Raw genomic sequence first — 14,824 nt, 5'->3', positions numbered from 1 at the left:
ATGTTATATTTTTGTTTTTATAAGGTCAGCGGCAACAAGCCTTGCTTCCCTGTCAGTATCTGAATACTCATTCATTCCCGGCTTTGCAATGAAGGTTATTTTCTGCATGCATTGTTCGATAATTCCGGGTATTTCATTAAATCCGAGTTGTCCATCAAGAAAAGCACTTACCGCAATCTCATTGGCTGCATTCATGATACAGGGCACATTGCCACCCGTATTCAGGGCTTCATACGCAAGAGCGAGGCAACGAAATGTCTCTGTGTCGGGTTTTCCAAATGTAAGCCCTGAGTGCATACCGAAATCAATGCGCGGAGTGTCTGTTTTGAGGCGTGCCGGGTACGAGAATGCGTATTGTATAGGTAATTTCATATCGGGAATGCCCATCTGTGCTTTCACGGAACCATCGCAGAACTGAACCATGGAATGAATGATAGATTGCGGATGAACAACAACTTCTATCTGCGAAGGCTTGAGATTGAAAAGCCAGCGGGCTTCGATAACCTCCAGCCCTTTATTCATAAGTGTTGCAGAGTCGATGGTAATCTTGTTCCCCATATTCCATTTGGGATGATTGAGCGCTTCGGCAGATGTTGTATTTTCAAGCTCGAGTCCGGTTTTACCATAAAATGGACCACCCGATGCTGTGAGATAGATTTTCTCTACCGGATTGTGAAATTCGCCGGCAAGGCATTGAAAAATAGCCGAATGTTCTGAGTCAACAGGGTAAATATTTACTGCTTTTTCGCGGGCAAGAGCAGTTATCAGGTCGCCGGCAACTACCAGACTTTCTTTGTTGGCGAGTGCAAGTTGCTTCCCACTTTCAATAGCATGCATAGTTGATTTTAACCCTGCAAATCCTACGATGGCAGCCAGTACAAGATCAATTGTCTCCATTTCAACAATGGAAGCAAGGGCTTCTTCCCCGGCAAAAACTTTGATATCATGAGGTTCTAACGCCTCTTTTACCATGGAATAAGCCGATTCATCAGCAATAACAACCGCATTGGGCGAAAACTCCAACGCCTGTTCTATAAGAAGCTGGGCGTTATTGTTTGCTGTAAGTACTTCGGCTTCAAAATGTTCGCCATGTGTGCGAATTACATCCAACGCCTGCCGGCCAATGGAGCCTGTCGATCCTAAAATTGCTATTCTACGTTTCACCGGGTATGAGGCTGTATTTATTATCAGAACGACATATAATCTTTGGGATTCACGGGCCTTCCGTTATACCATAATTCAAAATGCAGGTGCGGACCTGTTGACAATTCACCGCTTTCACCTACAATGGCTATCGGGTCGCCGACCTTTACATATTCACCTTCTTTTTTCAAAAGCACCGAATTGTGTTTATACACCGAAATAATATTGCTCTGATGTTGAATGGCAATAATATACCCTGTTTCTAAAGTCCAGCAGGCTAATATCACGGTACCATCCAGTGTTGCTTTTACCGCTTCATTCTTTTTAGTTACAATATCCACGGCAAAGTGTCCGGTCTTCGGATTAAACCCGCTGGTAAGTATTCCTTTAATGGGAGGGAAAAAGAAGAAGCTGTTGATGGTTCCGGCAGCAGAACTTTGATCAGAAAAAGTGAGGTTATATTGTCCGCCGTTCTCAAATTCATTACGTAATTCAGAGTCTTCCTTCGAAATGGTGAAATCCAGATCTTTATATTTATTAACGACCGTATCCGATGGTTTATCTGAATCGTTGCCCGGAATTGTTTTTCCTTCAATAATATATCGCAGATTCAGTATATACTTGTTTTTGGCCGCGATATCGCGCTCCATAGAATCAGTGCGCAACGTAAGCTGAAATATTTCTTTTTGAAGATTGACGTCGCCGTATCCCGGAATATATTCTCTGAGCGGGGTATAGGCAATAATAAACGTAGTGCCAATAACAAGAACAATTGCAACGGCTCCGACTGCAACAAACACATTGAGCCGCGTAAGACGAAACGACAGCTTGCGTTCAAACGTAGAGTCGTTCATGATTACCAGCCGGTACTTATCATGAAGCTTCTTGCGTATCCTTTGCCAGCGCGTTGGCAGTTGGTCTGTCATCCTGTGTGCATATTAATTATAGCCTGCAAATATCGTAAATAATCCCATGCCGCTTCATGAGACCTTAAAATTGACCAGGTGTTATGTACTGAAATCGTTTATATTTATGGTATATTTGCTGACAATTTCGAAAAAATAAAATATTTTTGTGAAAAATTAGTTATTGAGTAGAAAACGCCTGTAACTTGACTCGGATAAACGTATTCAGAAAGGTAATTATTGCATTGTTGTTCGTTGCAGCCGCAACGGGCTTTTCTTGTTCCACTAAGAAAAACACGTTCACACGTCGGACATACCATAACCTTACAGCCCATTATAACGCCTACTTCAATGGAAATGAATCGCTCAAAGAAGGGGTTGCCGATTTAGCGAAGGCGAACAAGGATAACTTCATTAAAGTGCTGCCCGTTTTCGAACTCGGGAAAAAAGAAGATGCGCAGGTGGTGTATCCGCAAATGGACCGAGCCATTGAAAAAGGCTCAATTGTTATTCAGCGACATTCTATATATATCAAACGCGTTGAGCACGTTAAGTGGATAGACGATGCTTATATGCTCATTGGTAAGTCGTATTACTACAAACAGGAATACGATTTAGCGCTGATGACTTTCAGTTTTATAATGGACCGTTTTAAAAATGGTCTTGTGTATTATGAAGCCGTATTATGGAAAGCCAGAACCTACAATGAACAGGGAAAATATGACTATGCCGAAGCCCTTCTCGCCTCTATTACAAATAAAATAGAGCGGAACAAGGGAACACGAAATGCTGAAAAAATGTTCCCGCTGGTATATGCCGACCTCCTTATCAAGAAAGAACAATATGGTGATGCTATTGAATACCTGCAACAGGGACTTCGCCTGAACCATTCCAAGAAAATCCGTACGCGTCTTACTTTCATTCTCGCGCAGGTATATCAGCGCACGGGCAATGGAGCCAAAGCCGCCGAATATTACCGCAAAGTGCTGGATTTGAATCCTCCATACGAAATGACCTTTGCCGCGAAAATAAATCTGGCTAAAAGTTATGATGTTACGCAGGGCGACAGCCGTATGATAAAAAAGCTGCTTAACCGCATGCTTCGCGACAGCAAAAACAAAGAGTATTTTGACCAGATATATTATGCGCTGGCTGAAATTGCCTTGAAAGAAAATGACGAGGAAGCAGGCATTAAATACTTGAAACTTTCAGCGCAAACCAGTATTTCCAATACCTATCAAAAAGCCATTTCTTATCTTAAATTGGCTGATATTTATTATGAAAAACCACAGTACAAGCCGTCACAGATTTATTATGACAGCTGTATTCAGTTGCTGCCTAAAGACTTTCCCAACTATGCTACTATAGAAGGTCGTAAAAATACCCTGACCGATTTGGTGAAAAATATCAACATTCTGGAGCTTGAAGACAGTCTGCAGGTGCTCGCCAAAATGACCGACAGTGAACGCAGGGCGAAGATTAATGACGTCATCAATAACCTCATTAAACAGGAAGAAATCAAACGGCAGGAAGAAGCCGACAGGCAACAGTCGCTGTATAGCTTACAGCAAATGAATCAGGGGCAGCAGAATTTGGGCGGTTCTCAGTGGTATTTTTACAATCCGTCGGCTATGAGCTTCGGCTATTCGGAATTTGTTAAAAAGTGGGGAAATCGCAAACTTGAAGATTTGTGGCGCCTGTCTAATAAAACGGTTGTGAATTTTGATTTCAATAATGAGGAGGCTGATGCCGACAGCGCCGGCAAAGACAGCGTGGCGAAAGCCAATAATCCAAAAGACCCGAACACTTATCTGAAGCAGATACCGCTCACACCGGAAGCTATCAATAAATCCAATGACCGCATCATGGAAGCCATGTATAATATTGGATACATTTACAAAGAAGGTCTTTCTGATTTTGACCGTTCCATTGAAGCCTATGATGCTTTTTTAAAACGCTTTAATGATTGTAAGTTCACGCTTCCGGCATATTACGATATGTATCGTATCTATGAAGAAAAGGAAGATGCGGTGAAAATGGAATATTATAAGAACCTTATTCTGACAAAATATCCAAACAGCGATTACGCGAAAATTATTTCCGATCCGGAGTATTATAAAAAGTTGGAAGCGGAACGCAATCAAGTATCGGTGTATTATAAATCAACCTATTTGCTTTATGAGCAGGGTCAGTACGATCAGGTAATACGCAATGCCGACAGTGCGCTGAAGGTGTACAAAGATAAAGTTGTGATTCCTAAATTTGAATATCTCAAAGCGCTCGCCATAGGTAAATCAAAAGATAAAAATCTATTTATCAGCGCACTTCAAAATGTAATTGCAAAATATCCCAAAAGCGAAGTCGCTCCTCCGGCACAAAATATTCTGGACTTCCTGCAGGGAAAAGTTGCGCCTGCCAATGTGAAGCAGGAGGTGAAGGCTTCTGCGGATACCGTATCTACAAATCCTGCACTGCCTGAGTTGTATAAATATGACCCAAGCGGATTCCACTTTTACATTGTAGTTATGGATGCCCGTACTATAAAAATTAACGACGTTAAAAACGCTTTTTCAGATCATAATATCAAATATTATTCAACCGCGAAACTCACTGTTAATTCACTGTTTTTGGACGACAAGCACGAAGTACTCAATGTTGGTCGGTTCGATAATAAAGAGAAGGGAATGGACTATATCAGCTCGATACTCAACGATCAGGCATTGGTTGCAAAAATAAGCCCGGGCAAATACAGGCATTTTATTATCTCGGCCAATAATTACGCGGCCTTTTATAAAAGTAAAGATGTTGATCGGTATATTGAGTTCTTTAATAAGAATTATAACAAGAAATAATCTTTTGCAATTAATTTATAACTTAGCATAAAACAATTATGGCAAAAAGTAACGAAATGGAATCTCCTGCCATAAACATCATTGGCAACGGAACAATCATCAAGGGCGATATCAAGTCGAATGGCGATATGCGGATTGACGGCACCCTGATAGGATCGGTAAACGCCAAAGGCAAAGTGGTGATTGGTCCCACGGGCAATGTTGAAGGAGAGATTATTTGCCTGAACGGCGATTTTTCGGGAAATGTAAAAGCACAAGTGAGCGTAACGGAATTGCTGCAGTTAAAAGCAACGTCCAGACTCACCGGCGATATCGTTACCGGAAAACTGGCAATTGAACCCGGCGCAAAGTTTTCGGGGTCATGCAACATGCATGAAACCATTGTTAAACCCGAAAATATTCTGCTTCGGCAAAATGAAGAAAAACCCAAAGCAACCACTTAATTCTTACGCCCGGTATTCGAGTATGGCCGTGCAGATGATTGTCGTGATTCTGGCCGGCGTTTTTGGCGGACGATGGATTGATAAATCTGTTGCCTGGCCGGTTCCCGTCTTTACACTGTTATTGTCGCTCCTTTCTGTTGCCTTTGCCATTTATTTGGTAATGAGAGATTTGAATCGAAAGAAATAAGAATATTTGCGTTTAAATGTTTTATAGAACAGCATGAGAAATACGATATTTCAATTTATTGTCAAGCTTGCACTTTTTACCATCATTATCCTCGTGCTGACTTTTAGTCTTAATTACCTGATGCCGCCGGCATGGCTTACACCCATGATGCCTTTTCTGGTGCTTTTCTTTGCAATAGTTACTGCAGTTGTTTATTACGTCATAAAAAAAGCCACAGCCAAACGATTTAATCGCTTTGTGCTTTTGTTCAACCTGTCTACACTGGTTAAGCTGATTATTTATATTGGTGTTCTCACGCTTTACATTGTACTGTTTCCTAAAGACAGAATACAATTTCTGGCAGCCTTTTTTGTATTGTACATTTGCTTCACCGTTTTTGAAATTGCATTACTGCTGCGCTCCGAGAAAAAATAACCGCGTCAAACCTATTTTAGCATACTTTTCATGCATCAATTGTATTTAGTTCAGAGACTCTTCTTACCAATAAGATTTATGCTGACTAAAAACCACTGATATGAGAGCATTGATTGTTGCATTTATGCTGAGCTTCGCTTACGTCGGAATGGCACAGACCGACACTAATAAAATAGTGATAAGCGACAAAGGTCACTCAATGGAAATGAAAATTGGTGACAGCGTTTACACATTTTCATACGACGCGCTGTACGCGGATTATCTTAAAAAAGGCGTTGCAAAAGCCGAAACGGGCGATTATACAGGCGCGATAAGCGATTTTAACACCGCATGGCTGTATAAAAATAATGATGCTCAACTCTATTTTAATCTCGGACTGGCATATTACATGACCGGTGATTATAACCAGGCTGTAAAAGATTTTACCAATTGTATCGGACTTGATTCATTGTATGAAGCTGCCTACGGACAGCGAGGTGTTAGTTTGTGCCGGCTTGAACGCACCGACGAATCATTCAAGGATTTTTTTACCGCCGTTCGGCTGGCGCCTGAAAAAGGACTTAATTATTATAATCTGGGAATAGCCTATTTGCAGGCCGGCCTAAATGAAAACGCTTGCTTCAACCTCTACAAAGCCAAAGAACTGGGCTATCCGAATGCCTCCGATGTTATTGAGCAGTATTGTAAATAATACCTGGAATTTCACATTCTTTTGTTGCTTAAAATGGAGAGATGTCATCTCCGGTATTTACGCTATTAGTAAATCTTAACAAAAATTTATACGAAAAACTTTCGCCAACATTTTAATAATGCATAAATTCGCCTCGCTTTAAAAATATATGTATAAGAGCGTGGAGATGGCCTCAAAATATTATCGTTCAGTTTTTTATTTCATCTTATGGATGACATTGTCTGTTTTTACAGGCAATCCGGCCTTGTATGCCTCGGAAAGTAAGACTCCTGATGGCGAAGGTGGCGAAAAGTTCAATGCCGGCAAAACCATCATTGAACATATTATTGATGCACATGAATGGCATATTGCCAAAGTGGGCGAAACAAATATCACGGTTCCCCTGCCTGTTATTCTGATAGACGAAGGAAAGATTGTTTGTTTTATGTCCGGCAGGTTTCACCATGGCGAAACATCATACAACGGCTATAAACTGGAAAACGAAGGTAAAAACGCCGGAAAAATTGTTAAAGTAAAAGCCGACGGCATTACTGTTGATGAAGAAGCTTCACTGCCGCTCGATTTTTCAATCACAAAAAATGTGCTAACGATTTTTATCAGCGTTTTTCTGCTTTGTGTGATTTTTATTTCAATTGCACGCAAGTATAAAAAACGTGAAGGGCACGCGCCTAAAGGTCTGCAGTCACTTGTTGAGCCTGTCATCCTCTTTATCCGCGACGATATTGCCCGTCCCGCCATCGGCGAGAAAAAGTACGAAAAATACATGCCTTACCTGCTTACCCTTTTCTTCTTCATTTTCTTCACCAATCTGCTGGGGCTTATTCCGTTTTTTCCGGGTGGCGCCAATGTTACAGGAAATGTTGCCGTAACCATGGTACTGGCATTGTTTACGTTCATCATCACCACCATCAGCAGCAAGCGCGATTACTGGCTGCACATCATCAATACTCCCGGAGTGCCCTTCTGGCTCAAGATACCTATTCCACTGATGCCACTTGTTGAGCTCATCGGCGTTTTCACCAAGCCCTTTGTACTTATGATTCGTTTGTTTGCGAACATTACCGCAGGTCACATCATCATACTCGGCTTTATGTGTCTTATATTTATTTTCGGACAGATAAGCCCCGGATTGGGTTATGGAATTTCAATCGTATCAATAATTTTTGGAATTTTCATGTCACTCATTGAATTACTGGTGGCATTTATACAAGCCTATGTATTCACACTGCTTTCGGCCATCTACTTTGGAATGGCAATGGCAGGGCATGAAGAAAGCCATGAACACGGACATTAATTTCAGATCATTTTTTTATTCACCTAAATTTTAAGTTATGTCATTATTATCAGTTTTATTGCAAGCGGCTAACGACCTTGCCCCCATAGCAAAAATGGGTGCCGGTATCGGTGCCGGTATTGCAGCGATTGGTGCAGGTATCGGCATCGGCCGTATCGGTGGTAGCGCAATGGAATCCATTGCACGTCAGCCGGAAGCCGTTGGTGATATTCGCTCAAACATGATCGTTATGGCTGCCTTTATCGAAGGGGTTGCTTTGTTTGCGGTTGTTGTTTGTGTGCTTGCCATCGTTATGTAATCGGATGTTTCATTGCCTCGCTGCGGTTGGCAGAGAGGCAATGAACATTTTTTATTTCAGAAATTAAAAGATAAATATATGGAACTCGTAACTCCGCACCTGGGTCTGATTTTTTGGATGACGCTTACGTTCTTATTACTCCTTATAATTCTGCGGAAATTTGCCTGGAAGCCTGTAATGACATCGCTGAAGGAAAGAGAAGACCGCATAGAAAACGCGCTCCACGAAGCCGAAAAAGCACGCGAAGAAATGAAGCAGCTTAAATTCAGCAACGAACAATTGCTTAAAGATGCTAAAGAAGAACGCGATGCATTGCTGCGCGAAGCACGCAAAATACGCGAAGCCATTGTTGAAGAAGCCAAGACCAAAGCCAACACCGAGGCAATGCGCATTGTTGATGCCGCCAAAGAAAGCCTGCAGTACGAGAAAATGGCTGCCCTTACCGAATTGAAAAATCAGATAGCCATTCTTTCAATAGAAATTGCCGAGAAAATATTACAGGCAGAGCTGGAAAAAGACGACAAGCAGAAAGTCTGGATTGAAAAACTGCTTAAAGACATTCACTTTAATTAAGCCGGACGCATGAAATCGGGAAGAATTCCAAATAGGTATGCGAAAGCTATTTTCGACCTTGCAGCTGAAACAAACCTCACTGCACGCGTCAATGAGGATATGCAACTGGTAGGTTCTGTATGTAAATCCAACAGGGATTTCAGGCAGATGCTTGAAAGCCCTGTAATACGGTCGGATAAAAAACTTGCCGTGGTGCGGGCGCTGTTCGGCACACTGTTTCATGAAATGACCTTGGCATACCTCGAAATTATTATTCGCAAACGCCGCGAAATGTTCTTCGAAGGCATTGCGGAAGAATTCAATAAATTATACGAAGCATCGATTGGAGTTAAAAAAGCATTTCTGAAAACGGCCGTTGAAGCCGGCTCTGAACTAAAAAAGCAAGTAATTGAGATGCTCGAAAAACAACTCAACTGCAAAATAGATTTAGTAACTGCAGTTGATAAAAAACTCCTGGGTGGGTTTGTTTTGCAGGTTGACGACCAGCAATGGGATGCCAGCGCACAGCATAAAATCAACCAGCTTATCAGAGAGTTTAATGTGAATGTTTACGAACGGAAATTGTAATTTTTAAAATATACGAACATGGCAGAGATTAAACCAGCAGAAGTATCGGCAATTTTGCGCCAACAATTGGCAGGCTATAAAAGCGATAACGAACTGGACGAAGTAGGCACTGTGTTGCAGGTGGGCGACGGTATTGCACGTATTTACGGACTGAGCAATGCTGAGTCGGGTGAAATCGTGGAATTTGAAAAAGCCAACGTAACAGGCGTTGTTCTCAATCTTGAAATGGACAATGTAGGCGTGGTAATGCTTGAAGATTCGAACAGCATTCTTGAAGGTGATGTGGTAAAACGCACTCGTCGTATTGCTTCTATAAAAGTTGGCGAAGGCATGCTTGGCAGGGTTATCAATCCGCTGGGACAGCCTATCGACGGCAAAGGTCCGCTCAAAGGCGAACTTTATGAAATGCCGATTGAACGCAAAGCTCCGGGCGTTATTTTCCGCCAACCGGTTAACCAGCCGCTACAAACGGGTATCAAAGCCATTGACGCTATGATTCCGATAGGCCGCGGTCAGCGCGAACTGATTATTGGTGACAGGCAGACCGGGAAAACCGCTATTGCTATTGACGCCATTCTGAACCAGCGCGAAAACTACGAAAAAGGCGAACCTGTATACTGCATCTATGTTGCCATAGGTCAAAAAGGTTCTTCTGTTGCCAATATCGTGAAAACACTTGAAGATAAAGGTGCATTGCCCTATACCGTTATAGTATCGGCTACTGCTTCCGACCCTGCCGCTTTGCAATTTTTTGCTCCGTTTGCAGGCGCATCTATCGGTGAGTTTTTCAGAGATACCGGACGTTCTGCACTGTGTATTTACGACGACCTTTCCAAACAGGCTGTTGCATATCGCGAAGTGTCACTGTTACTCCGCCGTCCTCCCGGACGCGAAGCTTATCCCGGTGACGTTTTCTACCTGCATAGCCGCCTGCTTGAGCGTGCCGCACGTGTTATCTCATCAGATGCCATTGCAGCAAAAATGAATGACCTGCCGGGATCTATAAAGCATATGGTTAAAGGTGGTGGTTCACTTACAGCCCTTCCAATCATTGAAACACAGGCGGGCGACGTGTCGGCATACATCCCGACGAATGTTATTTCTATTACCGACGGACAGATTTTCCTCGAAACCGGATTGTTCAACTCCGGTATCCGGCCTGCCATCAACGTGGGTATTTCAGTATCGCGTGTGGGTGGAAATGCCCAGATAAAATCAATGAAAAAGGTTGCAGGCACACTGAAACTGGATCAGGCCCTGTTCCGCGAACTGGAAGCATTTGCAAAATTCGGTTCCGACCTCGACGCCGCTACAAAAGCGGTTATTGAAAAAGGAACACGTAACGTGGAAATACTGAAACAGCTTCAGTATTCTCCTATGTCGGTCGAAAAACAGGTTGCAATTATTTACTGCGGTACCAAAGGTTTACTGCAGAAAGTGCCTGTAAAAAGCATTATTGATTTTCAGGAAGAATTCCTGCATCACCTCGAAGAATATCATCGCGGTACGCTCGATGACCTCAGAAAAGGCATCATTAATGATGAAATCATGAAATTGCTTGAAAAGACAGCATTGGATATTGCATCGAAATACGAAAAATAATCAGCACTGTTAAATCAGGGCGAAAGCTGTTTAAACGTAAGGAAACATGCCGGGATTAAAGGAAGTAAGAATACGGATAGCGTCTGTGAGTTCCACCAAGCAGATTACCAGTGCCATGAAAATGGTATCTGCATCTAAGCTGCGTAAGGCACAGACAGCCATTGTGAAACTAAGGCCGTACGCGAACAAACTCAGGGAATTATTGCAGAACCTTGGTTCCAGCATTGAGAGCGCCGACGAAGGCGCATACTTCAAAGCACGCAAAGTTCAGAACGTACTTGTGATTACTGTTTCATCAAACCGCGGTCTTTGTGGGGCATTCAATGCCAATGTAATCAAAGCTGCCGTTCATCATATAGAAGAAAACTACGCCACCCAATTCGCCAATGGCAACGTATCCCTGTTATGCATCGGTAAAAAAACAAGCGAATTTTTTTCAAAAAGAAATTATATAATTGCCGGTTCGCATCATGAATTGTTTGATGCACTAACCTACGATAACACTACCGTTGTTGCTGAAAGACTGATGAAAGAGTTCGTCACAGGCAAATGGGACCGAATCGATATTGTTTACAATCAGTTCAAAAATGCGGCCATGCAAAACCTTACGGTGGAACAGTTCCTGCCTGTACCTCCTATTACAGCCGGCAGCAGTATGCAGGCCGATTATACCTTTGAGCCCGGACGTGCTGAAATTGTTGGCGACCTTGTACCAAAATCCCTGAAAGTACAGTTTTACAAAGCTGTTCTGGATTCATATGCATCAGAACACGGCGCGCGCATGACAACCATGCACAAGGCCACCGACAACGCAGAAGAGCTGCTCAAAAATCTCAGAATTACCTACAATAAAGCCCGTCAGGCAACTATTACAAATGAAATCATAGAAATCGTTGGCGGAGCAAATGCTCTGAAAGGCTGATTCACATAGCTTGTATTTTATACGTTCTCATTGAATACTGTATTTAATAAATTTCTTTTCTGGCGGCTGAAAAACATCGGCAACCATACCTTTCTTATCATTGCGAGCATTATTGTTGGGATTATCTCAGCACTTGCCGCAGTGGTACTCAAAGTTTTTGTGCGCTACCTTCAGCATTTTGCAGACATCATTGCAGGTTATCAGTCCATAAAATTTGTGTACATAGTGCTCCCTGCGAGTGGCATTCTTATTACATTTCTGATAATAAAATACATGTTCCGCGGTCGGTTTGACAAAGGGCTTGGGAGCATCATTTATGATATCTCATGGAACTCGGGTATTGTGAAAAAGAGTAAAACGTTTTCCCATATTCTTACAAGCGGAATCACCGTGGGGCTTGGTGGTTCGGCAGGACTGGAGGCGCCTATAGCTGTAACCGGGTCCGCTATTGGTTCCAATCTGGCGCGTATGTTTAACCTCGGATATAATGAACGGGTGATACTGCTGGCTTGTGGCGCTGCTTCAGGGATATCGGCAGTATTCAACAGTCCGATAGCCGGAGTAGTCTTTGCGCTTGAAGTGCTGTTAATTAATTTTTCAACCCCTGTTTTTATTCCGCTGCTGATTGCTTCTGCATCGTCGGCCATTTTATCAAACCTGATTTATAAAGGGCAGCTGTTCTATCTTGTAACTACCCGCTGGTATTTTGAAGCAATACCGTTTTATCTGTTACTTGGCATTGTCTGCGGTCTTTTATCTGTTTACATGAGCCGCATAACACTGCTGGTTGAAGGTCGTCTCGGGAAAAATAACAGCATACTGAAACCGATATTTGGCGGCCTGTTGCTTGGCGCAATAATTTTTGTATTTCCGCCCCTTTACGGGGAAGGGTATATGAGTATTGAGCATCTCTTCAAAGGTGAACATGCGACGCTGTTACAAAACGGACTGTTTGAAGGTTATTCAGGAAATGCAAGCATTGTTCTGATTATTGTAATGGCCATTATTCTTATTAAACCATTTGCTACGGCGCTTACAATCGGTAGCGGAGGTAACGGCGGAATCTTTGCACCATCTCTGTTTACCGGTGCACTCACAGGTTTTGGTCTGGCATTTTTTGTAAACAGTACAGGCTTGATGCAGCTCAGTACGGTCAATTTTATTGCGGTCGGAATGGCGGGCATACTCAGCGGTGTTGTCCGCGCGCCGCTTACAGCCATCTTTCTTATAGCTGAGGTTACCGGGGGTTATGTCCTATTTGTGCCGCTGATGCTGGTTTCGGCAATATCGTATTTTATTTCCCGTTATCTGGAGCCACATTCTGTGTATACTAAAAAATTAGCAATGGAAGGTCGATTGATGACCGACGATAAAGACAAAAACGCACTTAACCTGCTGAATTTGTCTGACCTTATTGAAAACGATTTTATCATTCTTAATGTGGATGATAAGCTTTCTTCATTGGTTGCGGCCTTTCAAAAGAGCAACAGGAATATCTTTCCTGTTGTGGACGAACAAAAGAATTTTCAAGGAATTGTATATCTCGAAAAGGTAAAAGAAAACCTGTTCAGACCTGAGCATTTTGAAACAACACCGATTCGTGATATTATGGATACCAATGTTCCGGTTATTGCTATAAATTCAAAAATGGCCGAAGTGATGGAGAAATTTGAAGATACCAATGCCTGGAACATGGTTGTGCTGGACGGAACTGTTTATTATGGGATTATTTCAAAATCGGCGCTTATAAGCAATTACAGGCGTATCATCAAGCGTTCCGGTCAGCTCTTTTAACAGTTTACAGTTATCAGTTAACTTTGAACAATTCAACAAGCCTGTCCGCCTCCGGCAGATCAATTTGAAAATTTGTTAATTTGAAAATTGGACAACTCAGCAACTCAACAATTCAGTAACTCCGCATTTCAACGACTCAACAATTCAACATTTCAGCAATTCGGCATTTCGACAAGCCCGCCTGAACGGACGGGCAGGCTCAATGACCGAATTTGGTTCATGTCCAAAAAACAGCAAAAAACGGACATGAGTTAAGTGTTATGGGTAAAAAACGGACATGAGGATTCTTTGCGTCTCTGCGCCTTTGCGAAAATAATGGTTAAGTTGTTTAGGCGTGTAGCTGTTTAGTTATCAGTAAACAATTCAACAATTCTTAGTTCTTCACCCGTCAGATTCTGTCCATCAACCAGCGGGGCATCATTTTGAATAAAATCGCAATCAACCGCCACCGCTTTGTAACATACACCACCGTGCATTTTCTTTTTATTCCGCGCAATATTTGCTTTGCGGCTTTTTCGGGCGAAGCCACCCAAAACTGTCCGTCGCCTTTTGCCATGGCTGTTTTCACAAAACCCGGACGGATATCTGTAATCGAAATATTCAGTTTTTCATGTTTTGCCTTTTGCCTCAAGCCTTCCAGATAATTTACCTCGTATGCTTTGGATGCATTATAAGCAGGAGCAAAGCGGCTGCCGCGAAGTCCGGCAATGGATGTGATTGCCGCCAGATGCCCCGTCTTTTTGTTCTTGAAATAATTGAATGCCCAATCTGCCAAAAGAGTAAAACCTGCAATATTCGTGTCGATTGTGCGCTTTTCTGGTTCAAATTCAAGGGCTGAATTAAGATCGCCCGTTCCGGCACTTATCACCAGTAAGTCAAGTCCATCAAGTGTTTCAACAAGTTGTTCTATATCCCGAACAACGATTGACAGCTCGGAAATATCAGAACATAAAATGACAACATGATCGCCGAATTCAGATTGCATTTCCATCAGCTTCTCAGACCGCCTGCCGGTGATGCCCACTTTGTAACCGCTGTTTATTAGCAATGGTACCAGGCATTTTCCGATTCCTGATGTTGCACCGATAATAATGGCTTTTCTTTGCTGATTTATCTTATTATCAATATTTCTCATGATT

15 protein-coding genes are annotated in these 14,824 nt (G+C 42.5%); 12 read left to right on the top strand and 3 right to left on the bottom strand.

The genetic code is table 11. The features are described from left to right. Positions 1 to 3: 3 nt before the first annotated feature. Positions 4 to 1,164 (bottom strand): 1-deoxy-D-xylulose-5-phosphate reductoisomerase, encoded by a 1,161-nt coding sequence (locus tag WCM76_05125; protein ID MEI6765002.1) that lies wholly within the window; start codon positions 1,162 to 1,164, stop codon positions 4 to 6. A 23-nt stretch (positions 1,165 to 1,187) separates the two neighbouring features. After that, positions 1,188 to 2,069 (bottom strand): M23 family metallopeptidase, encoded by an 882-nt coding sequence (locus WCM76_05120; GenBank protein MEI6765001.1) that lies wholly within the window; start codon positions 2,067 to 2,069, stop codon positions 1,188 to 1,190. 185 nt (positions 2,070 to 2,254) lie between these two features. Between WCM76_05120 and WCM76_05115 the strand changes: the two genes are divergently transcribed. The 12 genes from WCM76_05115 (at position 2,255) to WCM76_05060 (ending at position 13,685) form a co-directional block, all read left to right on the top strand. Beyond that, positions 2,255 to 4,900 (top strand): tetratricopeptide repeat protein, encoded by a 2,646-nt coding sequence (locus WCM76_05115; GenBank protein MEI6765000.1) that lies wholly within the window; start codon positions 2,255 to 2,257, stop codon positions 4,898 to 4,900. A 38-nt stretch (positions 4,901 to 4,938) separates the two neighbouring features. Further along, on the top strand, positions 4,939 to 5,343 hold the full coding sequence (locus tag WCM76_05110) for a polymer-forming cytoskeletal protein (protein MEI6764999.1): 405 nt from the start codon (positions 4,939 to 4,941) through the stop codon (positions 5,341 to 5,343). Continuing rightward, complete coding sequence (locus WCM76_05105) at positions 5,315 to 5,530, top strand: AtpZ/AtpI family protein (GenBank protein ID MEI6764998.1); 216 nt, start codon at positions 5,315 to 5,317, stop codon at positions 5,528 to 5,530. Before WCM76_05110 ends, WCM76_05105 begins: the two co-directional genes overlap by 29 nt. A 33-nt stretch (positions 5,531 to 5,563) precedes the next feature. Continuing rightward, the gene (locus tag WCM76_05100; protein MEI6764997.1) at positions 5,564 to 5,944 is read left to right on the top strand and encodes a hypothetical protein; all 381 of its coding nucleotides are present in this window, start codon (positions 5,564 to 5,566) and stop codon (positions 5,942 to 5,944) included. Between the two features lie 100 nt (positions 5,945 to 6,044). Beyond that, positions 6,045 to 6,635, top strand: coding sequence for a tetratricopeptide repeat protein (locus WCM76_05095; GenBank protein MEI6764996.1), 591 nt, complete (start codon positions 6,045 to 6,047; stop codon positions 6,633 to 6,635). A gap of 148 nt (positions 6,636 to 6,783) precedes the next feature. Next, complete coding sequence (gene atpB, locus WCM76_05090; GenBank protein MEI6764995.1) at positions 6,784 to 7,929, top strand: F0F1 ATP synthase subunit A; 1,146 nt, start codon at positions 6,784 to 6,786, stop codon at positions 7,927 to 7,929. Positions 7,930 to 7,966: 37 nt separating this feature from the next. Beyond that, entirely contained in the window at positions 7,967 to 8,227 is a 261-nt protein-coding gene (gene atpE / locus WCM76_05085) for an ATP synthase F0 subunit C (GenBank protein MEI6764994.1), read from the top strand. A 78-nt stretch (positions 8,228 to 8,305) separates the two neighbouring features. Next, entirely contained in the window at positions 8,306 to 8,800 is a 495-nt protein-coding gene (gene atpF, locus WCM76_05080; protein ID MEI6764993.1) for a F0F1 ATP synthase subunit B, read from the top strand. 9 nt (positions 8,801 to 8,809) lie between these two features. Further along, a complete protein-coding gene (gene atpH / locus WCM76_05075) occupies positions 8,810 to 9,367 on the top strand; it encodes an ATP synthase F1 subunit delta (protein MEI6764992.1) in 558 nt (185 codons plus the stop codon). A gap of 18 nt (positions 9,368 to 9,385) precedes the next feature. Then, positions 9,386 to 10,969, top strand: a complete 1,584-nt coding sequence (gene atpA, locus WCM76_05070) for a F0F1 ATP synthase subunit alpha (GenBank protein ID MEI6764991.1) — start codon at positions 9,386 to 9,388, stop codon at positions 10,967 to 10,969. A 46-nt stretch (positions 10,970 to 11,015) separates the two neighbouring features. Further along, the gene (gene atpG / locus WCM76_05065) at positions 11,016 to 11,891 is read left to right on the top strand and encodes an ATP synthase F1 subunit gamma (protein MEI6764990.1); all 876 of its coding nucleotides are present in this window, start codon (positions 11,016 to 11,018) and stop codon (positions 11,889 to 11,891) included. A gap of 30 nt (positions 11,892 to 11,921) precedes the next feature. Beyond that, on the top strand, positions 11,922 to 13,685 hold the full coding sequence (locus WCM76_05060; GenBank protein MEI6764989.1) for a chloride channel protein: 1,764 nt from the start codon (positions 11,922 to 11,924) through the stop codon (positions 13,683 to 13,685). A gap of 388 nt (positions 13,686 to 14,073) precedes the next feature. On the opposite strand, the gene WCM76_05055 is transcribed toward WCM76_05060, so the two are convergent. Beyond that, on the bottom strand, positions 14,074 to 14,820 hold the full coding sequence (locus WCM76_05055; protein ID MEI6764988.1) for an SDR family NAD(P)-dependent oxidoreductase: 747 nt from the start codon (positions 14,818 to 14,820) through the stop codon (positions 14,074 to 14,076). Between the last annotated feature and the right edge of the window lie 4 nt (positions 14,821 to 14,824).

The organism is Bacteroidota bacterium (assembly GCA_037133915.1).
Lineage (GTDB): Bacteria > Bacteroidota > Bacteroidia > Bacteroidales > CAIWKO01 > JBAXND01.
Note: the sequence above shows the minus strand (reverse complement) of the source record. Positions and strands in the feature narration are given on the sequence as shown.